At 51.3% G+C, this 25,083-nt stretch carries 23 protein-coding genes, 2 tRNA genes and 1 pseudogene; 15 read left to right on the top strand and 11 right to left on the bottom strand.

Annotated elements, in window-relative coordinates; genetic code table 11:
• Together K3T83_RS20650 and K3T83_RS20645 are read right to left on the bottom strand one after the other, a co-directional pair.
• Positions 1–1,125 (bottom strand): potassium channel family protein, encoded by a 1,125-nt coding sequence (locus K3T83_RS20650; RefSeq protein ID WP_220204831.1) that lies wholly within the window; start codon positions 1,123–1,125, stop codon positions 1–3.
• 183 nt (positions 1,126–1,308) lie between these two features.
• Positions 1,309–1,707 (bottom strand): response regulator, encoded by a 399-nt coding sequence (locus K3T83_RS20645; RefSeq protein ID WP_220204830.1) that lies wholly within the window; start codon positions 1,705–1,707, stop codon positions 1,309–1,311.
• A 315-nt stretch (positions 1,708–2,022) separates the two neighbouring features.
• Here K3T83_RS20645 and K3T83_RS20640 point away from each other — a divergent pair.
• Positions 2,023–2,094 (top strand) — tRNA-Thr (locus K3T83_RS20640).
• A 69-nt stretch (positions 2,095–2,163) separates the two neighbouring features.
• On the opposite strand, the gene K3T83_RS20635 is transcribed toward K3T83_RS20640, so the two are convergent.
• Together K3T83_RS20635 and K3T83_RS20630 are read right to left on the bottom strand one after the other, a co-directional pair.
• The gene (locus K3T83_RS20635; protein WP_220204829.1) at positions 2,164–2,601 is read right to left on the bottom strand and encodes a group I intron-associated PD-(D/E)XK endonuclease; all 438 of its coding nucleotides are present in this window, start codon (positions 2,599–2,601) and stop codon (positions 2,164–2,166) included.
• A 54-nt stretch (positions 2,602–2,655) separates the two neighbouring features.
• A complete protein-coding gene (locus tag K3T83_RS20630) occupies positions 2,656–3,189 on the bottom strand; it encodes a hypothetical protein (RefSeq protein ID WP_220204828.1) in 534 nt (177 codons plus the stop codon).
• A 154-nt stretch (positions 3,190–3,343) separates the two neighbouring features.
• Here K3T83_RS20630 and gcvT point away from each other — a divergent pair, with 154 nt between their 5' ends.
• From gcvT to gcvPB, 4 genes are all read left to right on the top strand, one after another.
• Positions 3,344–4,465, top strand: a complete 1,122-nt coding sequence (gcvT, locus tag K3T83_RS20625) for a glycine cleavage system aminomethyltransferase GcvT (RefSeq protein WP_220204827.1) — start codon at positions 3,344–3,346, stop codon at positions 4,463–4,465.
• A gap of 36 nt (positions 4,466–4,501) precedes the next feature.
• Positions 4,502–4,897, top strand: a complete 396-nt coding sequence (gcvH, locus tag K3T83_RS20620) for a glycine cleavage system protein GcvH (protein WP_220204826.1) — start codon at positions 4,502–4,504, stop codon at positions 4,895–4,897.
• 282 nt (positions 4,898–5,179) lie between these two features.
• Positions 5,180–6,532 carry an aminomethyl-transferring glycine dehydrogenase subunit GcvPA gene (gene gcvPA, locus K3T83_RS20615; protein WP_220204825.1) on the top strand — a complete coding sequence of 451 codons (1,353 nt, stop codon included), beginning with the start codon at positions 5,180–5,182 and terminating at the stop codon, positions 6,530–6,532.
• Positions 6,529–8,016 carry an aminomethyl-transferring glycine dehydrogenase subunit GcvPB gene (gcvPB, locus tag K3T83_RS20610; RefSeq protein WP_220204824.1) on the top strand — a complete coding sequence of 496 codons (1,488 nt, stop codon included), beginning with the start codon at positions 6,529–6,531 and terminating at the stop codon, positions 8,014–8,016. Before gcvPA ends, gcvPB begins: the two co-directional genes overlap by 4 nt.
• Before the next feature lie 41 nt (positions 8,017–8,057).
• On the opposite strand, the gene K3T83_RS20605 is transcribed toward gcvPB, so the two are convergent.
• Positions 8,058–8,504 (bottom strand): winged helix-turn-helix transcriptional regulator, encoded by a 447-nt coding sequence (locus tag K3T83_RS20605; RefSeq protein WP_220204823.1) that lies wholly within the window; start codon positions 8,502–8,504, stop codon positions 8,058–8,060.
• Between the two features lie 134 nt (positions 8,505–8,638).
• On the opposite strand from K3T83_RS20605, the gene K3T83_RS20600 reads away from it, so the two are divergent.
• Together K3T83_RS20600 and K3T83_RS20595 are read left to right on the top strand one after the other, a co-directional pair.
• Positions 8,639–9,298 (top strand): NADPH-dependent F420 reductase, encoded by a 660-nt coding sequence (locus K3T83_RS20600; protein WP_220204822.1) that lies wholly within the window; start codon positions 8,639–8,641, stop codon positions 9,296–9,298.
• 43 nt (positions 9,299–9,341) lie between these two features.
• Positions 9,342–10,331 carry a quinone oxidoreductase family protein gene (locus K3T83_RS20595; RefSeq protein WP_220204821.1) on the top strand — a complete coding sequence of 330 codons (990 nt, stop codon included), beginning with the start codon at positions 9,342–9,344 and terminating at the stop codon, positions 10,329–10,331.
• Between the two features lie 10 nt (positions 10,332–10,341).
• On the opposite strand, the gene K3T83_RS20590 is transcribed toward K3T83_RS20595, so the two are convergent.
• Together K3T83_RS20590 and K3T83_RS57940 are read right to left on the bottom strand one after the other, a co-directional pair.
• Positions 10,342–11,061, bottom strand: a complete 720-nt coding sequence (locus K3T83_RS20590; RefSeq protein WP_220204820.1) for a methyltransferase domain-containing protein — start codon at positions 11,059–11,061, stop codon at positions 10,342–10,344.
• A gap of 9 nt (positions 11,062–11,070) precedes the next feature.
• Positions 11,071–11,184 (bottom strand): annotated as a pseudogene (locus K3T83_RS57940) (putative RNA methyltransferase); the annotation flags it as partial.
• 338 nt (positions 11,185–11,522) lie between these two features.
• On the opposite strand from K3T83_RS57940, the gene K3T83_RS20585 reads away from it, so the two are divergent.
• Entirely contained in the window at positions 11,523–12,794 is a 1,272-nt protein-coding gene (locus K3T83_RS20585) for an NAD(P)/FAD-dependent oxidoreductase (protein ID WP_220204819.1), read from the top strand.
• Positions 12,795–12,898: 104 nt separating this feature from the next.
• Here the strand turns inward: K3T83_RS20585 and K3T83_RS20580 are convergent, their stop codons facing one another.
• On the bottom strand, positions 12,899–14,062 hold the full coding sequence (locus K3T83_RS20580; RefSeq protein WP_220204818.1) for a multicopper oxidase family protein: 1,164 nt from the start codon (positions 14,060–14,062) through the stop codon (positions 12,899–12,901).
• 523 nt (positions 14,063–14,585) lie between these two features.
• Between K3T83_RS20580 and K3T83_RS20575 the strand changes: the two genes are divergently transcribed.
• The 4 genes from K3T83_RS20575 to K3T83_RS20560 all read left to right on the top strand — a co-directional run bounded on the left by K3T83_RS20575 (position 14,586) and on the right by K3T83_RS20560 (position 17,389).
• A tRNA-Pro gene (locus tag K3T83_RS20575) sits at positions 14,586–14,662 on the top strand.
• A 99-nt stretch (positions 14,663–14,761) separates the two neighbouring features.
• Complete coding sequence (locus K3T83_RS20570) at positions 14,762–14,950, top strand: hypothetical protein (protein WP_220204817.1); 189 nt, start codon at positions 14,762–14,764, stop codon at positions 14,948–14,950.
• 107 nt (positions 14,951–15,057) lie between these two features.
• On the top strand, positions 15,058–15,603 hold the full coding sequence (locus K3T83_RS20565) for an HNH endonuclease (protein ID WP_220204816.1): 546 nt from the start codon (positions 15,058–15,060) through the stop codon (positions 15,601–15,603).
• 310 nt (positions 15,604–15,913) lie between these two features.
• Positions 15,914–17,389, top strand: coding sequence for a DUF3536 domain-containing protein (locus K3T83_RS20560; RefSeq protein ID WP_220204815.1), 1,476 nt, complete (start codon positions 15,914–15,916; stop codon positions 17,387–17,389).
• A gap of 54 nt (positions 17,390–17,443) precedes the next feature.
• Here K3T83_RS20560 and K3T83_RS20555 read toward each other — a convergent pair whose 3' ends face one another.
• The 3 genes from K3T83_RS20555 to ffh all read right to left on the bottom strand — a co-directional run bounded on the left by K3T83_RS20555 (position 17,444) and on the right by ffh (position 21,491).
• A complete protein-coding gene (locus K3T83_RS20555; RefSeq protein WP_220204814.1) occupies positions 17,444–18,388 on the bottom strand; it encodes a DUF6585 family protein in 945 nt (314 codons plus the stop codon).
• A gap of 380 nt (positions 18,389–18,768) precedes the next feature.
• Positions 18,769–19,836, bottom strand: coding sequence for a DUF6585 family protein (locus tag K3T83_RS20550; protein ID WP_220204813.1), 1,068 nt, complete (start codon positions 19,834–19,836; stop codon positions 18,769–18,771).
• 188 nt (positions 19,837–20,024) lie between these two features.
• Positions 20,025–21,491, bottom strand: coding sequence for a signal recognition particle protein (gene ffh, locus K3T83_RS20545; RefSeq protein ID WP_373324604.1), 1,467 nt, complete (start codon positions 21,489–21,491; stop codon positions 20,025–20,027).
• 267 nt (positions 21,492–21,758) lie between these two features.
• Between ffh and K3T83_RS20540 the strand changes: the two genes are divergently transcribed.
• The 3 genes from K3T83_RS20540 to ubiG all read left to right on the top strand — a co-directional run bounded on the left by K3T83_RS20540 (position 21,759) and on the right by ubiG (position 24,693).
• A complete protein-coding gene (locus K3T83_RS20540; RefSeq protein ID WP_220204811.1) occupies positions 21,759–22,685 on the top strand; it encodes a helix-turn-helix transcriptional regulator in 927 nt (308 codons plus the stop codon).
• A 79-nt stretch (positions 22,686–22,764) separates the two neighbouring features.
• Complete coding sequence (locus tag K3T83_RS20535; RefSeq protein WP_220204810.1) at positions 22,765–23,772, top strand: LLM class flavin-dependent oxidoreductase; 1,008 nt, start codon at positions 22,765–22,767, stop codon at positions 23,770–23,772.
• Positions 23,773–23,961: 189 nt separating this feature from the next.
• Positions 23,962–24,693, top strand: coding sequence for a bifunctional 2-polyprenyl-6-hydroxyphenol methylase/3-demethylubiquinol 3-O-methyltransferase UbiG (gene ubiG / locus K3T83_RS20530; protein ID WP_220204809.1), 732 nt, complete (start codon positions 23,962–23,964; stop codon positions 24,691–24,693).
• The last annotated feature ends 390 nt before the right edge of the window (positions 24,694–25,083 follow it).

Genomic DNA, 25,083 nt, shown 5'->3' with positions numbered 1-25,083 from the left:
TTACAAACGCGCAACGGGTCGCTGCGTGGTCAGCGCGAAATGATCCCACGCGCTGGTCTGCCAATCGTCGATAGTCTCTTCTGTAGGCACCCATTCCGGCAAAGGAAGCAGAAAGTAGTGCGATAATGCATTGACATACGGCTCATACATATTGCGCAACTGGCTCAGCCGTATCTCGGCCAGTTGCTCATCCGCAAAGTGCAACCCTAGCGTTTCCATTAAGATAATCAGCCGATGAAAATCTTCGGTTGAGAGTCGCTCCGATGGCGGGGGAATAGGGGCAGCATCGTAGATCTGCGCGATATCAACAACGGCATGACGGGCCAGGGCAAAGGTAAATTTTGCGGTCCGCGAGGAGACGCCTTCAATGTTGGTCATCAGCAGAGCACAGATATCCAGCAGCACAGTGAGGGTTGCCAGCCAGGAGAGGCGGTCGTGCTGCGAGCGATAATAAGCCAGGACGGGATATGAGATGTGGGCCTCCAGAAACTCTGAGGCCCAGTGTTCCCAGCCCTGCAAAAACTCTATCAGCTCGTTCGTCTGATGATCGCGCACATGGCGTCGCAAAAACTCTGATGCACTGGGAGGCGAGCCAGCGCGTGCATCGAGCAAGGTGATATTGGCCTCGCGCCGTGAAAATGCCTGATAGATGACCGGCACATAACCGATGATAATTGCCAGAAAAGCGAATCCCAACCCGGCCTCAAGCACCGCACAGATGCGACCAGGGGCCGTAAGAGGTACAACATCTCCATATCCCAGCGTAAAGAAGGTTGTGCCGCTCATATAGAGGTAGGTACCGAAGGTTGAGACAACTTCCGGCGCTTTGAGGACAGACTCGAAAGCCCATTGGAGTATCGCAAAGGACGCAACCAGGATACCAGCCCACAGAGCCAGCAGCCAGATCAGCGAGAGCGGGCCGTAGAAGCTCAAAAAATACTCGCGTCGATTACTTGAGTTGATCTTTTTGGCAATGGCAGACCAGACAAGCCAGCTGCCGCTATAAAACAAGCGTGCCAGCCGAAACTTGCGTGCCACGCGTCGGGGAAGGATGATTGTTTCAAAGCTGTCCTGCAACACCGCGAGAATAGCGATGACACTGATGATCCCTGCCAGGATATGCATAAATGAGTTCCTATATTTCTCTCTTCACTCAGAGATAGAAGCGCAATAACAGAGCGAATAGTGCCAGTATACCGGCACTATTCGCCTAGTAGCTTATCACATCAGCAGAGAAAATGGAACGATAGCGGAACCTCCACGACCTTTACATGGAATTAAAAGCCGCTTCTTCCTAGATTAGAGGCATTACGGAATGAGCTTTTCAATCGTCTCTAAAAACTCATCTATCTCGAAAGGTTTGTTCAGGCCGATCAGCCTTCGCTTCCTCACCTCATCTTCTGGCAAGTAGGCGCTCATAATGATGGCTGGTGTATTATCAAAATTGTGCGTACCACGTAAACGATCATACAGCTCGATGCCATTCATGTTTGGAAGTCGATAATCTGTAATGAACAGATCAGGTTTTGTCGAGCGAACGGCCTGTAATGCCTGGAAACCATCGCTCACCCACACCGGTTTATAGGGTGTCTCTTGAGAGAGGGCTTCGAGGAGCATAGAGCCGATACTATCATCATCTTCCACCACGAGAATGATCTTCTCCGGGGAAGGGTTATGTGTGTTTGGTTGTTGTTGTAGCGATTGCATATATATACCCTCCTCACCATTCGTCAGGCGATGCGTTTCAGCGTGTGTTAAACGAATACAAGATACAACACGGCAGAGAGCGCCATGTAGTTTCGTACACCGGTCCCGATTCAATTAAATTGTACTTAGAGGATTCGCAACACTATTAGCCCTTGGTAATAGAGGGGCTGCCACCAGGTTTGAGTAAAAAAGAGCCGCTAATTGGTTATTGCCCGATAAGAAAATGCTTGACAGTAGAGAGGCAGAGCAGTATAATTATTCGCGTCAAGATACGCTGATTTCTAATCAAATAAATCTGATTAGAAATCTTAGCAAGCCGATGTAGCTCAGTGGCAGAGCAGCGGTTTTGTAAACCGCTGGCCGTCGGTTCGAATCCGACCATCGGCTCCCATAAAAATCCGCCATAGCAACTCTAAGGCGGATTTTTTGTTACAATGTTATCTTACACTGGCACTGTCACACTTCATAATCCTTCGCCCACCTTATATGCTTCTCCTGATTGTTTTTCGATGGCTCCAAACGTAACTGGCCCTCGGTTATTCCTACATGATCCACTGGAACGAGATACACCTTCCTGATATCAGGAGAATAAACGGCAAAGTAGTCGATCTGACCTCGATAATCTCTTCTGCTACCCTTATTGTGATGAAAATAGGTGCTAGCTGTGTTAAAAGCTATAGATCCACACGAAAGCCGCCCAGTCTTACACTGAATACGATAAAGGCACTCATCGTCATCTTCAATGATCAAGTCATAACGCTGGTTTTCCCCAAGAGGTATAAAGACTTGATAACCCATCTCATATAAACGGGCCATAATAATGACTTCTGAGCGCTCGCCAACTGACTTGTTATCAGTTTTGAGAATTGGTAACTTAATGATATTTCCCATCATGCCACCTGCAAATACTATGCAACGATAGTTCCATCAAAAATAGATGTTTAAAAACTAGTACAATGCTACTATAACGCACCCATCTTTGCTATACAATATAACAGATAAAAACAAACGTTTCAATAGATTTATGGGAATTTTCGTGATGGCAAGTATTAGATAGAATAAAATGAATATATAATAGATAAAAATCATAACAGGGAGAAATGGAATCGGAACGGTCAGACTGATAGCATTCTCCTGCTGAGGATGGAACGAAAGCGGCCCCCATGTTTGCGCGTCCGACAGTTCCTCCCATATCTCATCAGGAGGAATACTTAGCAACGATCTGCTCGCATGCCATTTATAAAAACTGAGGCAGAAAAATTCTGTTATTTGATCCCAATTCACCTGTGCCAGATCGACATCATGCGCGAAGGATGGGACATATTTAGTCAACTCAACTTCAATCAACCCCTTCAACTCAGGCTGCACATCCCGCCTGGACTTCCCATCCTGCACCCAGTGTATAAACGTCGCAAGCAAGTCATCTCGCCACACCGGAACCGTCCAAATAGCTCTGAGCAAAGAAGGCGTGTGTTGTATCATAATCTACCTCAAAAAACGTAAAAGTTCATCTCGCTTATTATCTAACAGCTATCATAGCGCCACCTTGCCATTCAGTCAAAAGGAGAGTACACTAGAGACGTTAGACGGTGCCAGCAAGCTATACCAGAGCTACCACGAAAACGGGAGTTTGTGTATGACAACACATGACAGCGCCACCACCTCTTTAAAACGTACCCCTCTCTATGAGCAACATCGCGCTCTCGGCGCACGTCTCGTGGAGTTTGGCGGCTGGGAAATGCCTGTACAATATAGCGGCATTATCGAGGAGCATCAGACCGTGCGCACCCACGCCGGTCTCTTCGATGTGAGCCACATGGGAGAGTTTAAGATCCAGGGAAGCGATGCTCTGGCCTTCTTGCAATATCTCGTCCCCAACGATGTCTCACGGCTCACCCTCCATCAGGCACTCTATACGCAGCTCTGCCTGCCCAATGGCAACACCATTGACGACCTGCTCATCTATTATATTGCCGAAAACCACTACATGCTGGTCGTCAATGCCGCCAATATCGCCAGCGATCTGGAGTGGATACAGGAACAGGCACAGCGTTTTCAACATCTCACCATCATCGACCAATCGGATACAACAGCCCTGCTTGCCCTCCAGGGGCCGATAGCTCAGGCAATCTTGCAGCCCTTTACAGAGGTTGATCTCTCCGCTATTCAGTACTATCATTGCGCGCCTGGACTGGTCGATGGCATCAATTGCCTCATTTCGCGCACCGGGTATACTGGCGAAGATGGCTTTGAGTTGTATTGCGCTCCCGTCGATGTGGTCAAGTTGTGGAATGATCTGTTGAAAGCCGGCAAGCCTCACGGTCTGCTCCCGGCTGGCCTGGGAGCACGCGATACGCTGCGGTTGGAAGCTGGTTATTGCCTCTACGATCACGAACTCGACCGCCAGACGAACCCGCTCGAAGCACACCTGGGCTGGACCGTGAAGCTCAAAAAAGGCGATTTTATCGGTCGCGATGCTCTGCTCAAAGTCAAAGAGGCGGGACCGGAGCGCCTGTTGATCGGCATCACCATGATCGAGCGCGGCATTCCACGCGGCGGCTATGCTATTTATGAAGGAGATCAACAGGTTGGTACACTTACCAGCGGCACACGTAGCCCGTCCACACGCCTTGATATTGGCATGGGCTATGTCAAAGCTGCGCACGCAAAGGTCGGTAACCACGTTCAGATCGACATTCGCGGCAAACGTGTGGCAGCCGAGATCGTCGCTCTGCCGTTTTATCAACGAGCAAAATAACGTCCTTATTTCATTTCATACAATGGAGATACACACATGGCAAGCTTAGATCATCCAACAAACCTCAAATACAGCAAATCCGATGAATGGGTGCGGATCGAGGGCGACGAGGCCGTCATTGGCATTACCGATTACGCACAGGATCAGTTGGGAGATATCGTCTATATCGAACTGGCAACAGATGTCGGAAAAACAATCGAACTCGACTCCAAGTTCGGTGATGTCGAATCGGTGAAAGCTACCTCCGAACTGCTCTCTCCGGTCAGCGGCGAAGTGACCAGAGTGAACGAGGCGCTCAAGGATACCCCCGAACTGGTCAACGACTATCCCTATGGTGAGGGCTGGATGTTCGCCGTCAAGCTCTCCGATCCCTCTCAGCTCGATAAGCTGATGAGTGCTGAGGAATATTTGAAATATCTTGAGGGTCGCTAGAAGATAGGACACCTGCCTGTCTTCCCCCTCGCCGCCATCCAGCATGTAGTACTATTGCAACGAGGCGATGCTGGTTTGCTTGTGAGAGGGTCTACGCGATATAATGCAAGAGATCACTACGTATGACAACATAGCATGGTTCCCCGATGATGTGCAGAGTTACCCGATCTGGTAACACCACTATTGCGGGAGTCATGCTATTTTCTAGTTACATCACGCTCCCCTTCTGTGCCAACCTTGTTCACTCAAGTTTCAGGGGAGCAACACGGGGAGTTCCTTGTTATGAGCTATGTACCCAATACACCAGAAGAACAGCAGGCGATGCTGGAACAGATGGGCCTCTCGTCTATCGATGACTTGCTCTCACCCGTACCAGCAGATGTCCGTCTCGACCGTCCCTTGAACCTTCCTCCGGCTCTGCCCGAGCCGGACCTGAGACGCTTGATAAGCAGAATGGCGGCGAAAAACAAAAATCTCGACACAACTATCTCGTTTCTCGGAGCAGGCACCTATGACCATGCTATTCCCAGCGTTGTCCCTCACTTGCAGAGCCGCTCGGAGTTCGTAACCTCGTACACGCCCTACCAACCAGAGGTCAGCCAGGGCATGCTGCAAACCATCTACGAGTTTCAGACGATGGTGTGTCAGATCACCGGACTGGATGTCGCCAACGCCTCGCTCTATGATGGCTCAACGGCGCTGGTGGAGGCAGTCTTTATGGCCCTCGGTCCAGGCGGACGCGGCGAGATCGTCATCTCCTCCGCCGTCGATCCCCAATATCGCCGTGTCCTGCATACCTACGCCTTCGCTCGCGGCTTCAACATCAAGGAGATCCCAACCGAGAACGGCGTGACCTCGTTAACGGCCCTGGAAGGGGCCATCAGCGCACAAACAGCCGCCGTAGTGATCCAGCAACCGAACTTCTTTGGCTGCATTGAAGATGTTCACGCCATCGAGCCAATCGCACACAAAGGCAAGTCGCTCCTGATTACGACCATCACCGAACCGGCCTCGCTGGGCATCCTGGCCCCACCGTCCGCTTATAACGCCGATATCGCCGTTGGCGAGCTGATGAACTTTGGCAATACAATGAGCTATGGTGCTCCCGCACTCGGCTTTATGGCCGCTAAGCAGAAATTTATGCGCCTCCTACCCGGTCGCCTGGTAGGACAGACGGTGGAAGAGGGCGAGAAAAAGCAGACCGGCTACGTCCTGACCTTGCAGACGCGCGAACAACATATCCGTCGCGAACGTGCCACCTCAAATATCTGCACGAACCAGTCGCTCCTGGCCGTTGGCGCAACGATCTATATGGCAACGCTGGGCAAACAGGGCTTCCGTGAACTGGGCGAACTTTGCCTACAAAAAGCGCACTACGCCTTCCGTCAGATCACAGCCATTCCCGGCTTCAAGGCCATTTCCAGTGCCCCCTTCTTTAACGAATTCGTTATTCAATTGCCTGTTTCAACCGATAGACTGCAAAAGCTGTTTGAGCAGGCCGATATCATTGGAGGGCTTCCTCTGGATGAATACTATCCCGATCTGCCAAACGCGATGCTGTTCTGCGTCACAGAAACCCGAACAAAAGAGGATATCGATTATCTGGTCAGCGTCTTGAAGGAGGTGCAGGCATGAGTGTTGAGACTTTAATTTTTGAAAAGGGAGCACCAGGACGCCGCGCCGCCTCGATGCCTACGATGGATGTTCCCACAGAATCGCTCGAAGATCTTGTACCAGCTCATCTCTTGCGCGCCGAGCCAGCGCCGCTTCCAGAGGTCAGCGAGATCGAAGTTGTGCGCCACTATACGCATCTCTCGCAGCGCAACTTTGGCGTCGATACTGGCTTTTATCCGCTCGGCTCCTGCACCATGAAATATAACCCCAAGATCAACGAGGATATGGCCGCGCTGCCCGGCTTTGCTCATATCCATCCCTTGCAGCCCGACAGCACAGCTCAGGGTGCGATCCAACTGACCTACGAACTGGAACAATACCTAGCCGAAATCGCCGGGATGACCCGCGTCACGCTACAACCTTCAGCGGGGGCGCATGGCGAGTTGACCGGGCTGATGCTAATCAAAGCCTATCATCAGAGCCGGGGCGAGGGACATCGCAACCTCGTGCTGATCCCAGACAATGCACATGGCACCAATCCCGCCAGTTCTACGCTCGCCGATTACAAGGTCGTCGAAGTCAAGACCAATCCAGCGACCGGCGGCATCGATCTTGATCATCTGCATACCTTGCTGGAAAACTACGCCTCCAACGTTGCCGCCATTATGCTCACCAACCCAAATACGCTAGGCCTCTTCGACGAAAATATTCTGGAGATCGCTCGTCAGGTTCACAAAACCGGGGGACAGTTATACTACGACGGCGCGAACGCTAACGCAGTGCTTGGCATCACGCGTCCTGGGGATATGGGCTTCGATGTCGTCCATTTCAACCTGCATAAAACGTGCAGCACACCACATGGTGGTGGCGGTCCCGGCTCCGGTCCTATCGGTGTCAAAGCGCATCTGGTTCCCTTCTTGCCCGGTCCATTGCCAGCGAAAAACGAGCAAGGACACTATTATTGGGCCGGTCCAGGGCCGCAATCAATAGGCAAGGTGCGCGCAAATAAGGGCAACTTTGGTGTGCTGGTCCGTGCTTACACCTACATTCGGAGCAACGGTCCCACTGGGCTGCGTCAGGTGGCGGAGAGCGCCATTCTCAACGCGAACTACCTCAAGCATGGGTTGGCATCCGATTACGACATCGCCTTCCCCCAGATATGCCAACACGAGTTTGTGGCAACAGCGCAACGGCAGAAAGATGAGCATAATGTCACAGCTACCGATATCGCCAAGCGTCTGCTCGACTTTGGCATGTACGCGCCAACCATCTACTTCCCGCTGATCGTGCGTGAAGCGATGATGATCGAGCCAACCGAGACGGAGACGCGCGAAACGCTGGACTACTTTATCAGCGTCATGCATCAGATTGCAGAGGAGGCCAGCACCAACCCGGAGATCGTCAAAACGGCACCGCATACAACGGTCATTGGCCGCCTCGATCAGGCGCTGGCGGCTCGCAAACCCAATCTACGCTGGACGCCAGGCCAGGAAGTCACTCACTAAAAGCCTTCAGCCCGATATGTAACAATATCGGGCTGATTTTTTCATGAGCGAGCGTTTGGCGGCATATCTGCCCGTTGCTGAACCAGCGCGATAATCTCGTCCTGAAGCGAGTTTCTATCTTGCTGGTCATACTCGGCGCGCGCTTGCTCAACCTCTTCTATGTATTCTTCTGACCAATCGCGTAGTGCCAAGATTGGCTTGCTCAGCGTGCGCCCTAAAGGTGTTAGCGAATACTCCACCATCGGCGGGATAACTGGATAGACGACGCGCTTCACCAGACCGTTGCGCTCCAATCCGCGCAACGTCTGCGTCAGCATTTTTTTCGAGATCCCCACGATATGCGCGTGCAACCAGCTAAACCGCTTTGTGTCCTCTCCCAGCGCCACAACAACGAGCATTGTCCACTGATCAGCGATCAGCTCCAGTCCCCGGCGCGTGCGGCAATCTGGCCGAATGATCGGCTCTTCAACTTTTTTGAAGGTTTCCATGAGGTAACTATAACACTTTCCGGTTCCTCCTTACAAGATGAAAGTTTCCCCTTTATACTTAACAACATCAACGGATTTGTAAAGTATAAATCATTTTTGAGATAAAAAATATAAAACAGGAAAGAGAGCATATAATGTCATCATTTCGTATTGCCATTCTGGGCGCGGGGCCGATTGGTAGCACGTTAGGGAGCAAGTGGACGAAGGCCGGACATAACGTTGCTTTCGGGGTGAAAGATCCGGCATCGGAGCGGGCGCAACGGTTACGGGAAGAGTCAAGCGCGAGCGTTTTTATCGGCTCCCCTGCGGAAAGCCTGGCAAAAGGCGATATCGTCCTGCTTGCCACTCCGGGCCATACAGTAGAGGAACTTGTTCGCACTCATGCGCAGTTGTTGGATCATAAGCTTATTATCGATGCCACAAATCAGTTGACGAAAGGGAAAACAGCTGCCGAGGGCAAATGGAGCGCTCAAGAACCGCTGAATAGCCTGGCTACGCTACAAACGTATGCGCCACATGCTCAGATCTATCGCGCCTTCAATTCATATGCCTGGGAAGCATTCGCCGATCCCATCTATCAGGGCATTCAGGCCGATCTCTTCTATTGTGGTCCCGAAGGCGACACACAGACAATTATTGAGCAACTTATCGGCGAGATTAGCCTGCACCCCGTCTGGCTGGGCGGCCTTGATCAGATTGAAGTGGTCGATAACATATTACGACTCTGGGCTACCCTTGCCCTCTTCCAGGATAAGGGACGCAATAATATCGCCTTTAAAGTATTACATCGCTAACTATCGACAAGACATCTTGACGTATGAACAAGGGAGAAAAAAGATGAGAGCAGTTGTTATTCCCGAATTTGGTGGACCTGAAGTATTGAAAGTACGCGAAATGCCCGATCCACAGCCGGGACCGGGACAGGTGGCTATTCGCGTTGCCTATGCTGGTGTCAACTATGCGGAGACGATGGAGCGGCGGGGAGGACATGATGCAGGCGACCTCCCGATTATTCCAGGTCTTGAGGTATCGGGGCATATCGCAGCCCTGGGTGAAGGTGTCCAGGGATTGCGCGTGGGTCAGCCGGTTGCTGCATTTACGTATGTTGGTGGCTATGCAGAAATCGCGCTGGCTCAGGCTGCTTTTACCTTCCCATTGGACGGCTATGATATCGATCTCACAACCGCAGCAGGCTTTCCAATCATCGTGCCAACCGCCTACGATATGCTGGTTCGTACCGCGCGTCTCCAACAGGGAGAAACAGTGCTGGTTCATGCAGCCTCCGGCGGCGTTGGCAGCATTGCGGGGCAGATCGCACGTCATCTGGGAGCTGGGCAGGTGATCGGTACGGTCAGCAATCCCAACAAAGCAGCATATGCCAGAGCGTTTGGCTACGATCATGTATTCCTCTATGATGAGTTTCTGCAAGATGTACGCGACATAACCAATGGGCGCGGCGTCGATGTCGTACTGGAAGCACTGGGAGAACCGATCCGTAGCCAGAGCCTCTCGCTGCTTGCTCCATTCGGACGGCTAGTGGTCTTTGGCAGTACTGGCGGCAGCGTTGATAAGCCGTTTACATTACCAGAAAATCCGGGCGAGTTTTTAAGGGAGAACAAAGCGATTATGGGCTACAGTATTGGCAAGCTGGCACAATCCGCTCCTCATCTTGTTGCGCAAACTGCACGCGATGCGCTTACACTGATTGCAAATAAGCATATCCGTATCGACATCACCGACGTTCTTCCCCTGGAGCAAGCCGCGGAAGCACATCGCCGCCTCGAATCCAGAGCGACAACTGGCAAGCTGCTATTACGCATCCAATAGTCGATATCGCTTATCCCTCAACGCTTTTCTGAAAGGCGAGGCAGATAAACGCGACCTGCGTTCTCAACGATTGAATTGTGCTCATAGCCCTTCTTGCCTCGTCGGAGAGGTGCCAGTAGTTCGGCGTCATCATCACCAACTGCTGCACCTCTTCTCGCTTCAAATCCAGTTCATAGCTCACGGGAACGGCTTCAAGCAATGTAAAATACGGCGCAAACTGTTCAACGATGTGTTGCTGTTTGTTCTCCTCGATCTGCAATAAAGGGAGCGTAGAGCGCAATTGCGCCATATGTTCAGCACCCGGAATCACCACAATTAGCCTGCCAGCTGGCATCATAACGCGCGCAAACTCAGCAGGATTGCGTGGGGCAAAGATATTGAGCAACACGTGAATGCTCTCGTCAGCAATCACCAGACGCTCTTTGAGGTTCGCCACCACAAAACTTGCGCATGGATACCGTTTGGCAGCCATCCTGATCGCATCTTTCGCTACATCAAGGCCCAACAAACACAACTGTTCCTGTTGAGATAAGCTCTGTTGCAAACGCCCCAGATAATAGCCCTCGCCACAGCCCGCGTCCAGCACATTGATAGGCGATGCATGCTCACGGAGATAAGCAGAGACGAGCGTATTCAACGTATCGGCAAGGGGTTGATAAAAGCCGCGTTCCAGGAAGCTCCGACGCGCCTGCACCATCTCCTTTGTATCGCCCGCTTGCTTCTTGCGCAACAGATTGACGTACCCCTCTCTCGCAATATCGAAGGTATGAGAACGAGCACATCTCAGAGTAGCTCCTTCGTGCTCCAGATGAGCATGACAAACGGGACAACGCAGAAGATGAAGGCAATGCATATGCTGGCAACCTCTATCGGCAGGATTTTCTTTCCCATTATAACTCAATGATGAAGATGAACGAAATAACTTGGTGATGTACGGTGTAGTCGAGCGATTTATCGCGGTGAAGCAGCCTGTGGCACGGTTGGAACCACCGCGATAAATCGCTCGACTACAACAGCTTGAATCAAAACGCAATAAATTGGCAGGTTACATTCGTCCTTTCACCGCTGTTCGTCTTCTGCTAGAATACGTACGACCCGATGACGTAAAAGTCAGGAGCATATCATATTACCTGCGCCATTATGTTACAATGAACGCACCTGTCAAAAAAGTTGCTATAAAAGGAATGAACGATGGAGTATGCTGTCCTGGGCGGCGGAGCGCTGGGCCTCATGGCTGCCTATCGGCTCGCACAGGCGGGCCAGTCAGTGATTGTATTTGAGCAAGAGAAGATAGCGGGAGGTCTTGCCTCCGGCTTTCAAGTTGGTGGCACATGGCTGGAAAAGTTCTACCATCATATCTTCCGCTCCGACAAAAAGATCATCCAGATGATCGAAGAACTGGGGCTGGGAGACCGCCTGGAGTGGCTGCGCCCCCGCACCGTTAGCCTGATCGGTGGAGAGATTCACCAGCTAGACTCGCCCCTCACGCTACTTACCTTCAAGCCCTGGCGCATCGATGAACGCCTGCGCGTTGCTGCCGTCCTCTCCTTCCTCAAAGTGGTCCCTCCATCCTTGCTAGAAGGGCAGACAGCTGGACCCTGGTTGCGCCGCTGGCTCGGTCAGCGTCCTTACGAAAACTTCTTTGAGCCACTCTTTATCGGCAAATTTGGTGCCTTGCACGATCAGATCGCTCTCCCCTGGTTCTGGGCACGCTTTCATGATCGCACAACTCAGCTCGGCTATCTATGTGGTGGCTTCCAGCTCTTCTATGAGCGATTGGTAGAGCGCATCACCGAGCTAGGCGGCAAAGTGCTGCTGGGAACACGCGTGGAAAAAGTTGAGCAGGAGAACGGTCGCTGGCGTGTCGAGAGCAGCCAGGGCACCTGGAGCTTCGATCAGGTGATCTCAACCTTCCCAACGCACCTCACCTGCCGCCTCATACCAGCGCTACCCCAGGACTATCGCGCACAATACGAATGGGGACAGGCATATGGCGCGCACTGCCTGATCCTGGCCCTGGATCGTTCTGTCACCGATAGCTACTGGATCAACATTTGCGACCGGGGCTATCCCTTCACCGGCCTCTTTGAGCATACCAACTTCCGCTCACCGAGCGAATATGGTGGACACCACCTGCTCTATCTTGGCAGCTACCGTCCAATGGACGATCCACTCTTTACAATGAGCAAAGAAGAAGTAATGGCCGAGTACTTCCCGGCGCTAAAACGGATCGTGCCTGCGTTCGATCCTGCCTGGATACAGGAAAGTTGGACATTCAAAGCAGCGTACGCTCAACCCATCGTGACCACCGACTATCGCGATCACATTCCTCCGCTTGAGACGCCGCTTGAGAACTTATGGCTCGCCAATATGTTCCAGGTATACCCGCATGATCGCGGTCAGAACTACTCGCTCGATCTGGCGGAACAAGTAGTTCAACGCGCATTACAAAAAGAGAAGTAAAGTTGTAGTCGAGCGATTTATCGCGGGGATCGTGCAACAAGCTTCCCCGCGATAAATCGCTCGACTACAACTTTAGGAGCGATTGAAGTCATTAGTGAAGATGTTTAGCCGCCCATCATCTGCTTCATCGGTACAGGATTTGAACCATCGGGATTGTTCACCGAAATCATCGTCAGCATACCGCCAGGATATTCACCATTATTGGTATTCATCTGCTCCGCATGATCGTGGAACATAAAACGACCAGCCATACCCAGTTTCATGATAATATCATAACGCTCAGCCGGACCAATTGAGATGGTATCTTTATAATACGGTGAGTCGAGTTTACGGCCATCAGAGCCAATCACCAGGAAGTGAAACCCGTGTGTATGAATTGAATGCACGACATAGCCGGTATTGATCAAACGCACCAGCACGGTCTGTCCCACCGTCGCGTTAACATTATCATTGGGGTCTGCCATTGTATCGGGCCAGTATTTACCATTGATAAAAAAGTAATTGGGCTTATATTGCGTCCAGTTAGGATCAACGCCGCCCCCTGTATGCAGAGCATCGTAGTCCTTCTGGTGCATATCGCTATCCATATCGCTCAAGACAAAGGTATATTCTTTATCAAATTTTGGTGTGCCGGAGTATGCAACATTGGCCTGCCCTTTTGGACGAATAATCAGTGCTCCATACATACCCATCTGAATATGCTCAGCCGCACTTTCATGACAATGATACCAGTACGTCCCGGCATATTGCGCCACAAAGTGATAAGTATATTTTGTACCGGGCAACACAGAATGACCTCCCGGAGCAGTCATTGGATCACCATCCATCGCAGGCGGCAGGTCGAGTCCATGCAGGTGAATGGTATGTCCGTCGCCTTCGGGATTCGTCGTTGTTTTGGTTGGATCTTGATCGTTGTTCAGTGTGATATTGACCGTGTCTCCCTGATCGACAATAATTGGGGGGCCAGGGATCTTGGCTGGCCCCTTTGGATCATCCGTATAACCAAAGGCCCAGAACTTTTGTCCATCTGGCGTCTTAATCCAGGTGCTGCGTACATATAAAGTAAAATTCCGTGTTTTGCCAGTAGCGGCGGCGGGGGCAGCTCCATCATTTACAGCAGGAGCTGTAATCGGTGCTGTCTGAGCCTGCGTCTGGTTGACATCCAGCGCGCCCTCACGAATAAAAACACCTATCAGACCAACGATCAGTAACGCAATAACGATAAGGAGTGTTGCAACAATCCTTTCTGGTCGTACACCCTTCATCATAATAACCCCCTCTTTTTTCAGCATGCATAGTGTTTTTCCCATTCAAGACTGGAAATAAGGCCAGTAAAGCCATATTCCGTCCTCCCTGAAGTCTCCAATAGAAAAGTTGATCATAGTGGCTATGCTTAATAATGCAATATAACCCATAAGGTCTGATCTGTATAGCGCCAAATGTTTACAAATCAGACGCAAAGCATATAGAAATACTTGTATGTGGTAAACGTTTCTACACCGGGGTTTTTGGACTTTAATCTGATCCATTTTGAGAATTGTGAAGAGGGTCACAAAACGAGGAAATTTCAAAAAACTTGCCTGAAATCCCTGCACACCTATTGTCAAACATTGGTTGGTTATGCTATACTAGGCGTGAGAACAGTAGAGCGTGGTTACGCTCCAACAGATGGCGTCTCTCAATCAAGAGAAGAGCGTTCTCTGGCTGGCTCAAACGAGTAAGTGCAAGTGGTCGTCGTAGGGACAATTGCAACGCATTTGCGTTTGTAAAGAGACATTGCATGGTATCAATCGGGGTGTAGCGCAGGTGGCTAGCGCGCAGCGTTCGGGACGCTGAGGTCGGAGGTTCAAGTCCTCTCACCCCGACCAGGACGGGAATCAGACAGGATAATGATAACATCAGCCAAAAGCTGAATATCTCATCTGAGTTTGAAACCCTATCATTTTTTACAGGCCAGGAGTTATCGAATGCAGGAACGTCGGATGCTCTTACAACAAGAACATCATCTGATACTTCCATTTACCAGTACTGTCTTACCAGGAAAGCGGCTGCTGGTCTATGGAGATCTTCCTGCTGGCTCCTCGTGGCCTGCCTCCCCTGGGCATGCAAGATATCTCCACGATCCTTACTCACGTGTTCGTCGCAGGCGGCGGTAGAAGCAGAGAAGCGGGAGAAACGAGCGTTTCCGCTCCTTGTATTCTCTCTCCTCTTCCTCGCTGTCTGCACCTGTTACCGGCTTTGACAGAGGGGAAAGGACACTTTCATGCCAGTTCTTGTATTGAATTCCTCATTACAGCCTCTCTCGGTCATCCCTGAACGCCGTCTCATCGTGCTTCTTTCTAAACAGAAAGTCACCTTCGTCGATGAACGGGTCCGCACTTTGATCGAGGAAAGCATCACGGCTCGCCGTCTTGAGCTTGAACGCCCGGTAATTGTGCAGTTGCTTGCCAATGTTCGCGTACCCAGGGTTGCCCTGCAAGCCACGCGCTCCAATATCCTGTTGCGCGATGAGGAAACCTGCCAGTATTGCGGCAAACGCACCCGCGAACTGACCCTCGATCATATCATTCCTCGCTCGCGCGGAGGACAAAGCACCTGGGAGAATCTCGTAGCTTGCTGCAAACCCTGCAATGGCAAGAAAGGCAACCGCTTGCTCAAAGAGGTAAACATGCGCTTGTTACGTCAACCACATCCTCTGACGCAAGAGTATGCTGGCTTCTTCCTGCTTCGCTACCCCAAATTGCGCGAAGCTTATGAAGAATTTATCATGAGCGCTCACGGCGGACACGCTCAAATTATGAGTGCATAACCTGGACAATCGTGGAGGTGCTGCTCACTTCCACGATTGCATCCATTCGCCCCTCCTCATACGTATTCTCTAGTAGAATAAGCTGTAGTAGATAAACTGTAGCAAGCTCCCAAACGTAATAAAAGGAGGTGTTCCCTCGATAACTAAAGAGGCCGAGTCCGACTATAAGCTACGTCCTTCCTATCTCTGGCTCCTGTGTAATAAAATCTGGTGCCAATGCGTTATTATATATAGATGAGATTCGTCCTTATCGTACTTCGTTCTGGTATCGCGGCGCTGTTTTTGCTGTCTACCAGGAAAAGGTGGTTGCATGATCGAACAAACATTATCGTCTGACCTTTCTATCCGTCCATCGGCAGGGACAACATATCTTTGCTTGCATGGACACTTTTATCAGCCACCGCGTGAAGATCCTTTTACCCACATCCTTCCTATTGAACCAGGTGCTACCCCTTTTGCTAACTTTAATGAAAAAATTACCTCAGAATGTTATCGTCCCAATGTAGAAGAAGGCAATTTTGAGGCGATCAGTTATGATATGGGGCCAACGCTCGCTGCCTGGTTGGAAAAAGCTTATCCCGATGTCTATCAGGGGATTCTCCGGGCCGACCAGCTTCATCGCGCGCGCTATGGCGTTGGCAATGCGCTGGCCCAGGCGTACAATCACACGATCCTTCCCCTGGCGACGACGCGTGACAAGTGGACGCAAATTCTCTGGGGATTGCAAGATTTCCGTCATCGTTACGGTCATGATGCACATGGCATGTGGTTGGCAGAAACGGCGGTTGACCTGGAGAGTCTGGATATCCTGGCCCAATGTGGCATTACCTATACGGTTCTCGCCCCCTGGCAGGCGGCCGAGGCTATCGACCCGACCGAACCATATATCCTGCCGCTAAAAGATGGGCGCAGCATCACCGTTTTCTTCTATAACGCGCCTCTGTCCGGCGGCGTCTCCTTTGATTGGACCACCACCAGCAATGCCGATGTCTTCGCGGCCTCCTATCTGCCCAATCATGTTGTGCAGAGCAAAAGCGAAACAGGGGAGCCACAGATCATCGTGATTGCGACCGATGGCGAATTGTATGGACACCATAAGCCCTGGCGCGATAAGTTTCTGTCGTACCTGATCCGTCACGGAGCACCTGAATATGGCTTTACCGTCTGTTCATTAGAGCGCTATATGCTCTTGCACCCGGCGCATCGCGAGGTGCGATTGCGCGTTCCCAGCGCGTGGAGTTGCGCACATGGCGTGGCCCGCTGGAGTACCGGCTGCGAATGCACCGAGGGCGATGGCAGTTGGAAAAAGTTCTTACATCAGGCTCTGGTCAACCTTGCCGAACAGAGCCATCAGTTGTTTGAGCGCCATGCGGAAGAAGCGCTGAACGATCCCTGGGCAGCTCGCAACGACTACCTCCCCTTGCGCAATGGGTGGGAGAGCGCTGAGAGCTTCTGGAGGCGTCACGGCAAACAGCAGCGCGTTCCCGATGACACACAACTTGCTCAGCGAACAATACAGTTACTCGAAGCGCAGTACTACCTGCAATACAGCTTTACCAGTTGCGGCTTCTTCTTTGAAGACCTGGACCGCATCGAGCCACGCAACGATATTGCCTTCGCTCGACGCGCCATTAGCCTGATGTGGCAGGCTCTTGGCGTCGATTTACAGCACAGTTTTCTTGAGGATCTTCAAGCGGCGAAAAGTTGGCGGACAGTAGTCACCGGAGCAGATCTCTACAGGCAATTGCCTCCGGTCGCACCTGAACTGCTACCGCCATTATCGTAACGCATTCATAAACGTTAATATATTGGAGGCAAGCATGTTCTTGCCTCCAAGTATTTACTCCACTGCTTTCCCAAAACCTCGCAATGCCTGATTCGCGACGCTCACAAAGACACGATAGTTGGGGACATTCTCGACGCTGGCCGATCCCCAGCGCAACATCTGACCCTCTTTCATAATTGTCACAACGCCGCGATCGATCTTGATTCCTCTGACCATGTTCCAGGGCAACAGCTCTCGACCATTGCTGATCCCCTGCATGTTCAGCGTGAACGGACCAAAGACGACCGGGGCACCCGAGTTATAGGCAGCAAGCGCTCTGGGTGCATGCTGGCGCGTTACCTCCTGCTGGATCACCTGCCCCAGTTCACCGACGTTTTTGAGCACATTATTAAACGTGAAAGTAGTGCCATCATTGCGCCGCACCGTGTACTTATAGCTCATTCTAGAAAAGAAGTAGTAATAGCGCGTTCTGATGACCCTCTGCCAGACGGCCTCGACCTGATCCCAGCGCACCACATCTCGCTGCTGCTGACCAGTAGCCTGAATTATCCCTCCGTTAAAGGTATAGACAATTTTATTACCATACATAACGGCGCGAACTGCAAATATAATCATCAGGATCGGGATCACCAGAAGATAAATGAGTAAGCGCCCGCTCGCCGCGAGAAGAGCGACCAGGACAACAAGGTCAAGTATCGAAACGCCAACAGCAATGCCGATCGCAGCTGGCGGGCTGAATGCAGGCTTATAGACCTGCAACGGATTGCCCAGCTGATATGTAGCCGCCTGCTGCAAGATATCAGGTGGCGTCGCCCCCGCTGGTCCCACCGCAGGTGCCATTGGTGGTGCAGCCGGCGGCTGCTGATAAGCGTTCGGCGCATATTGCGGGGCCGCTGGAGGCTGCTGATAAGCGTTCGGCGCATATTGCGGCGGTTGCTGATAAGCGGGATACTGTGATCCTGACTGTGGATATTGTGGTGCTGGGGGATATTGTGACATTGCTACGTCTCCTTACATAGGATTAATAACTTGTCTCTAGCCTGCATGCAAGCATGACTCTCTTCTTCCTGTAAAGCAATGAAGCGATCCATCGTTTGTGGTTATACTGAAGAGGCAAGAGCGATGAACTTGCAGAATGCTAAAGATAGAGCATGTATAGTATGGATATTACCCGGTGTGATTTGATCAGACTATAATCGTTTTCACAGCCGAAAAATGAAGTAGATCACAAAAGAGCAACGCGCCCCGCTCCAAACAACGCCATGCTTGCTCTTTCGCCGCATATGCCGATCATTAGTTATTGTAAAAGGGTCATTAGAGAATGACAACCATACATCTTATAAACCGTGACCAAAGTACCAGGGGCAATTGGCAATAGATCAGGCTTTTTCACGCATAATATAATCGATTAGCGCTTTTAACTCAGCTGGATCGCTCACTTGCCACAGGGGGAGAGTATACCATTCCGGTTGCCTGCTTTTACGTCGAATCATCACTTCATGCTCACCGACACCCACGCAAGCTATCTCGCTCCAGGGCAGCAGCCATCTTCCATTATTGACTGTAATGCCCCGCTTGCTCACATACAATGCTCCAAATGTCTGTATTTTGCCAGCGTTATAGGCAAGGACGCAAGGGATATGCTTTAATCGTATTTCGCGCTGAACATGGGGAATAAGCTCTTTCAAGATGCCCGCATTGGGTATGCTTGCGATTTTGATGACGACCCAGGCAGCCTTCACGCCCTTTTTATAAAGCGCAAGCTTCGTCTCGTCCACGCTGATGCGATCAAATTCGTCCCACAGCAGCAATTTGCGTCCAGGCCTCACCCCAATGCCATAGCTACTGACCACGACCTCATCGAATACTACTGGCCCACCTGCATGATACGCAGTCAGAGCACGAGGTAGGAGACGCCTCGTGATCTCTACCTCAATCAACCTGCCTAGCGCTTCAACATCTTTTAGCTCTCCAGTAAAGACGAACAGCGTATCATCGCTACGCCGCACCGTATAAGCCCGAACTGAGAGGGAGCCTTTGCGCTCCACCTCAAGATCTTTCCAGACACGCTCCATCTGATCCCACCGCAGCACCTCAGCCTTCCCTTTTGCATAGATCAGTCCGTTGCGATACACAAAGATGCGTAGGCGCGGATGAATATAAGGTGTTAGAAAGATCCATGCTGCCAGCAAGAGCCAGATCACGCCAATCAGCGGAACCAGAACTGCCTGCCAGAGCTGCCAGCCGCTAAACAGGCTCTCATAAGCGAGGAAGAAGAAGAGGAGAATCAGGCAGCCAACGATCATGCTGAACAGACTGATGACACGATAGAGGTAGGCTTCACGCCCCGGTTCATAGATACGTTGCAGCGGACCAAGTTGATATGTAGCCGCAGCACGCAACACATGCGGAGGTTCCTGTTGAAGTTGCGATGACACCTGACGCATTCGATGCTCCACACTTGTATCGATAAGCGGTAGCGGCCCACCCGCCCGATCCGACAAACGACATAGAGCAGATACATCTATTAGGCAACAAATTTGCCAAAAATGCAAGCCTGAAATAACTTCGCAGATAAAGGAGTGGAGGCCGGCCTCTACTCCTTTATCTGCGAAGTTATTTCAGGCAAGTCCAATTATCTCCTGCCACCCCGCGCCTTCTGTTTGCGTTTTTCCTTACGAGCAGCTTTGCCGGTCTTTTTGCCGCCGCCGGGACGTGACAGAGCCGGGACACCAGCGCCACCGGGCAGACCTGCACCGCCTCCAAACTGGCGTGCCATCTGTGCCCAGGGGCCTTTGCCACTGCTGACCTGACGAATCATCGTGCGCATCTCGGCAAATTGTTTCAGCAGTTGATTGACCTCTTCAACACCAGTGCCGCTACCACGAGCGATACGTCTGCGGCGGCTGCCATTGATAATATCCGGGTTGCGCCGCTCGTCGCGCGTCATCGAAAGAATGATGGCCTCAACATATTTCAGTTGATCGCCTTCGAGTGCCTCTTCCATCTCTGGCATGTCCATGAGCTTGTTCATGCCCGGCAACATCTCCATCACCTGACGCAGCGGCCCCATGCGTTTCAACTGGCGCATCGCACTGAGGAAATCTTCCAGGTCAAACTTGCCCTGTTGCAGCTTGGCCTGGGCCTTCATCGCCTCTTCCTGGTCAATCGTCTCCTGCGCACGCTCAATCAGCGAAAGCACATCGCCCATACCCAGGATACGCGAGGCCAAACGATCGGGATAGAACGGTTCGAGGGCATCCATTTTTTCGCCCACCGTCATAAATTTGACCGGAACGCCCGTTACAGAGCGAATGGAGAGCGCGGCACCACCTCGCGCATCGCCGTCCATCTTGGTGAGGATCATACCAGTGAGCGAAACCGCTTGATTAAAGTCCTGTGCCACGCGTACAGCTTCCTGACCGGTCATAGCGTCGGCCACCAGCAGCACCTCGCGCGGTTGAATGCGGTTGCGAATCGTGATGATCTCGTTCATCATGCGCTCATCGATATTGAGACGACCAGCGGTATCGAGAATAACGACGTTGCAAGCCTGCTCACGCGCATAAGCTATCGAATTCGCACAGATATCAACGGGATTGGCCCCCATCGGTTCGGAGTAGACCGGAACAGTTAACTGTTTGCCGAGCGTTTGCAGCTGCTTGACGGCGGCGGGACGATACATATCGGCGGCCACCATCAGAGGGCGAGAGCCTTGCTTGCGCAAGTAGTTTGCCAGTTTCGCGGCGGTCGTTGTTTTACCGGCACCTTGTAAACCAACCAGCATGATAACGTTGGGGGGAGCGCCACTTAGATCAAGTTTATTCTTGTCGTCGGTTCCGCCCAGAACCTCGATCAATTCCTCGTTTACAATCGAGAGAACCTGCTGCGCCGGGGAGAGGCTGCCCATCACATCTGCGCCGATAGCCTTCTGCTTCACGCGCTCAACAAACTGCCGGGCCACTTTGAGGTTGACATCGGCCTCAATCAGTGCGATGCGCACCTCGCGCAGTGCGGCATTCACATCATCCTCGGTCAGCTTGCCCTGCCCACTAAGATTACTGAATATACCTTCAAGACGCTTTGATAAACTTTCAAACATTGCCATACAAGATTTTTCCTCTCTCCGCCAAAGCAAATGATGCCAATATTGGACACCATTATACCACTTTACTGTAACTTTTGTTGGGGTATCTTATGAAATGGATAGATTAGCCTATAAGATGCATAGTAATATAGCTCAAAAAATATTTAATCTTTTTATTAGCTGTAATTAAAGGATGATTATTTTGACAGAACCAGCCATAGAGTTTATCCTCATCAATGAAAAATGTTTTTTTAAAGAAAGTTTTGAGATGGAGCCAAAAAAGTGAATCGTATTGATCGTCTAACAGCTATTATTTTGCTGCTCCAGGGAGGCAGGCGTACGGCTGGCGAGATTGCTCGTCGTTTTGAAGTGTCCAAACGGACGGCGTTTCGCGATATCGAGGCGCTCTGTGAAATGGGCATTCCTATTGTCACCGAAGTTGGCGTAAACGGTGGCTATAGCCTGATGCCGAACTACTCTTTAACGCCTCTCCAGTTAACTTTCCATGAAACTGTGCTGCTACGCCTGGCACTCAGCAGCATCTCCGAACTCGCTCAAACACCTTTTCAACAGGAGCGCGAATCTCTGCTCGCCAAGATTCAGGCGTTGATCCCCGACCAGCACAAGCCTGAGACGGAGCAGATATTGCAGACGCTTCATCTCAATATCCCGAATCGCAGCTATACCACACCGTTTATAGAACAACTCCTCGAAGGGGCACGCCTTGAGCAATGGTTTTGTGTTACCTATCATTCGGCACAAAGAACCTCTCAGCAAACGATCCTGCCGCGCCATGTCTATTCGTCGGGAGGCTTCTGGTATTGCGACGCCTACTCACAGGATCATCAGGAGGAACGAACTTATCGTGTTGATCGCTTTACTGCTGTATATGTAACCAACCCACCAGAGCACAATGGCCCTCTACCATCCAGGCTCCCCTACAAACATCCCTCACACCCTGAGGTTCGCATCAAACTCACTGCGCGTGGCATCCTCATGATGGAGCGCAACCCCTATTTTAGCGAGGCAATCAAACCGTTGGATAATGAACAAGCGCTGCTCTGTTTCCGCTGGCCGCCTGCTGAAAACGACTGGCTCGCTCGTCTGCTCCTTAGTTTTGGCTCCGACGCTGAAATACTTGCCCCCGAAACGTTGCGCACCCTGGTCCGACAGATGGCGCAGGAGATTGCAAACCGCTACGGCGAATAGTGACATAGGGCTGTCATCATTCCCCTGTTAGACTTCTCTCAGAAATAACAACTAAGTTGGCACCTTGAAGGAGGACGACATGAAAAACAGTCATGAGCATGAGCATTCTACACGGATTACACATCCCTGGGTTGCTGAGGGGCAGCATACGATTCGCTTCGGTGGCATGATTATAGATCAGGGCAACGATTGGCTCCAACTGGGCGATTGGGTGCAGATGGCGGAAGGTCTTGGCTTCGATTCGTACTGGGCCAGCGACCATCCATTCCTATATCAAGACTGCTGGACCACCCTGACCATCGCAGCTCAGGCAACCAGCAAGCTCCGTCTGGGAACGCTGGTCAATTGCATTTTCTATCGCAGTCCGGCCCTGCTCGCGCGTCTGGCTGCCGACGTGGACCGCCTGAGCAATGGACGCATCATTCTAGGCGTCGGCATTGGAGACTTGCCACAGGAGTTCGAGCTGCTCGGAGTTCCATTGCTCAGCACAAAAGCACGTCAACAGGCACTAGAGGAGGCTGTGCAAACCATTACGAGCCTGTGGCAAAGCGAGGATTTCACCTATCAGGGCACACGCTTGCAAACGCAACAGGCACCCCTGCCCGGTGGTCCGGTACAACAACCCCACATTCCGCTTTTAATCGCTGGTGGAGGCGAGAAAGTGACGCTCCGGCAGGTGGCACGCTACGCCGATATCGCAAACTTTGGCGCACACGCCGTTATGGGAGGAGCTTATCAGGTCGATGATATAGTGCGCAAATACGCTGTGTTGCATCAACATTGCGAGGCCGAAAATCGTCCGTATGACTCGGTTCTGCGTAGCCATCTGACAATGCCGCTTATCCTGGCTGAGACACACGAAGCGCTACAGGCAAAGCTTGATGGTCTGCCACAGGGGTATCTCAAGATGTTTGCATCAAGTATGATTGCAGGCACGCCACAGGAGGTCATCACCTCTTACCGGGCGCTTGCCTCGGCGGGAGTTCAATACTTTATCAGCTCGTTTTTCCGCCATGATACAGAAACGCTCCAACTTTTCGCAAAACAGGTTATGCCAACAATAAAAGCTGAAAAGGACACACTATAATCTGATGCTGCATGGAAGCAGGACAGAACAGCAAGGATGCTTGTATTTAGAGGTTCATATGGTATTATGGATAGTACGTGGTAAGTGTTGATCAAAGGAGGCTGGTTATGGCTATAGCAATGGAGAAACAAACAGACTATTTCTGAGGTCACAGCCGACAAAATTTTTGCATGAACGAGGTACGCGTGCATGTTCAAGCCGGTACAGCAGAAGCAGAGCCAGGAAGATATCTTTTCATCCTATAACTGGTGGGACCAGAGCTGTCTCCTCTTCCAGATCACCAACGAGCGCATCGACTATATTGAATCATGCATCAACCGCACCTTTGGTCAACACGCGCTACGGCAACAGGAGATCTTAGAGGTTGGCTGCGGTGGCGGTCTGATCTGCGAACATCTGGCGCGACGTGGAGCAATAGCTGAAGGCATCGATCCCTCAGCAGCAGCACTGGAGTCAGCACGAGAGCATATTAAACGCAGCAACCTGGGGCAAAATGTCCATTTTCAACAGGGCTATGCCGAAACACTACCATATGCAGATGGCAGCTTCTCCGTTATCGTATCACTGGATGTACTGGAACATGTTCAGGATCTCAACTCCACCATCAAAGAGATCTCCCGCGTGCTAGCACCGGGCGGCATCTTCATCTTCGATACCATCAACCGTACATTCCTCTCGCGTCTGGCACTCATCTGGATCGGTGAGCGCTTCTTCCGTAAAAGCGGACTGGTGCCGGGCCTGCACGACTACCACCACTTCATCAAGCCTCGTGAACTGCGCCACGTCCTCGGCGCTCATCGCTTAGAGGTGCAAGAGATGTCCGGCTTCATGCCGCGCCTCACTAGAGGCCGCCTCACGCTCGGCCCGGGCTGGTTTAAGGGCGTCTCCTACGTAGGATACGCGCTCAAGAAGTCCGAATAGCCACTATTTATGTAGTCGCGCTTATAGCTTCAATCAGATGAGTCTATTTTATATATAATTTCTTACTCCTACTTCGTTACCATCCTCAGATTCCCCGCGTTACTATATAGGGGCGTGTAGATAGGATATGGCAGTGTTCGGGCTTCTAGTGTCATTTGATGAGATATGACAAGGCGGCAAACCGCACACTTCCCAGCAGGGAAACCGTCCCCGTATATATGTAGTAAACCGATACTTTCTTAACATATTGATGAGTTTACAAGCCATGATACTTCTATAAGTAGAGCGAATGATCTGAGTATCATTGTCCCATTTCAACGAAAGCAATATCAGCGAACAATCCCGTTCCATCGTGTAAGAATTATGAAAATATGGAAGAAAAGAGAGGTG

The organism is Reticulibacter mediterranei (assembly GCF_016587455.1).
This window is presented reverse-complemented; position numbering and strand designations above follow the sequence as displayed.

Coding starts and splice junctions, on each gene's coding strand:
- K3T83_RS20650 (WP_220204831.1), bottom strand. CDS start 1,125: ATGCATATCCTGGCAGGGATCATCAGTGTCATCGCTATTCTCGCGGTG.
- K3T83_RS20645 (WP_220204830.1), bottom strand. CDS start 1,707: ATGCAATCGCTACAACAACAACCAAACACACATAACCCTTCCCCGGAG.
- K3T83_RS20635 (WP_220204829.1), bottom strand. CDS start 2,601: ATGATGGGAAATATCATTAAGTTACCAATTCTCAAAACTGATAACAAG.
- K3T83_RS20630 (WP_220204828.1), bottom strand. CDS start 3,189: ATGATACAACACACGCCTTCTTTGCTCAGAGCTATTTGGACGGTTCCG.
- gcvT (WP_220204827.1), top strand. CDS start 3,344: ATGACAACACATGACAGCGCCACCACCTCTTTAAAACGTACCCCTCTC.
- gcvH (WP_220204826.1), top strand. CDS start 4,502: ATGGCAAGCTTAGATCATCCAACAAACCTCAAATACAGCAAATCCGAT.
- gcvPA (WP_220204825.1), top strand. CDS start 5,180: ATGAGCTATGTACCCAATACACCAGAAGAACAGCAGGCGATGCTGGAA.
- gcvPB (WP_220204824.1), top strand. CDS start 6,529: ATGAGTGTTGAGACTTTAATTTTTGAAAAGGGAGCACCAGGACGCCGC.
- K3T83_RS20605 (WP_220204823.1), bottom strand. CDS start 8,504: ATGGAAACCTTCAAAAAAGTTGAAGAGCCGATCATTCGGCCAGATTGC.
- K3T83_RS20600 (WP_220204822.1), top strand. CDS start 8,639: ATGTCATCATTTCGTATTGCCATTCTGGGCGCGGGGCCGATTGGTAGC.
- K3T83_RS20595 (WP_220204821.1), top strand. CDS start 9,342: ATGAGAGCAGTTGTTATTCCCGAATTTGGTGGACCTGAAGTATTGAAA.
- K3T83_RS20585 (WP_220204819.1), top strand. CDS start 11,523: ATGGAGTATGCTGTCCTGGGCGGCGGAGCGCTGGGCCTCATGGCTGCC.
- K3T83_RS20580 (WP_220204818.1), bottom strand. CDS start 14,062: ATGATGAAGGGTGTACGACCAGAAAGGATTGTTGCAACACTCCTTATC.
- K3T83_RS20570 (WP_220204817.1), top strand. CDS start 14,762: ATGCAGGAACGTCGGATGCTCTTACAACAAGAACATCATCTGATACTT.
- K3T83_RS20565 (WP_220204816.1), top strand. CDS start 15,058: ATGCCAGTTCTTGTATTGAATTCCTCATTACAGCCTCTCTCGGTCATC.
- K3T83_RS20560 (WP_220204815.1), top strand. CDS start 15,914: ATGATCGAACAAACATTATCGTCTGACCTTTCTATCCGTCCATCGGCA.
- K3T83_RS20555 (WP_220204814.1), bottom strand. CDS start 18,388: ATGTCACAATATCCCCCAGCACCACAATATCCACAGTCAGGATCACAG.
- K3T83_RS20550 (WP_220204813.1), bottom strand. CDS start 19,836: ATGCGTCAGGTGTCATCGCAACTTCAACAGGAACCTCCGCATGTGTTG.
- ffh (WP_373324604.1), bottom strand. CDS start 21,491: ATGTTTGAAAGTTTATCAAAGCGTCTTGAAGGTATATTCAGTAATCTT.
- K3T83_RS20535 (WP_220204810.1), top strand. CDS start 22,765: ATGAAAAACAGTCATGAGCATGAGCATTCTACACGGATTACACATCCC.
- ubiG (WP_220204809.1), top strand. CDS start 23,962: ATGTTCAAGCCGGTACAGCAGAAGCAGAGCCAGGAAGATATCTTTTCA.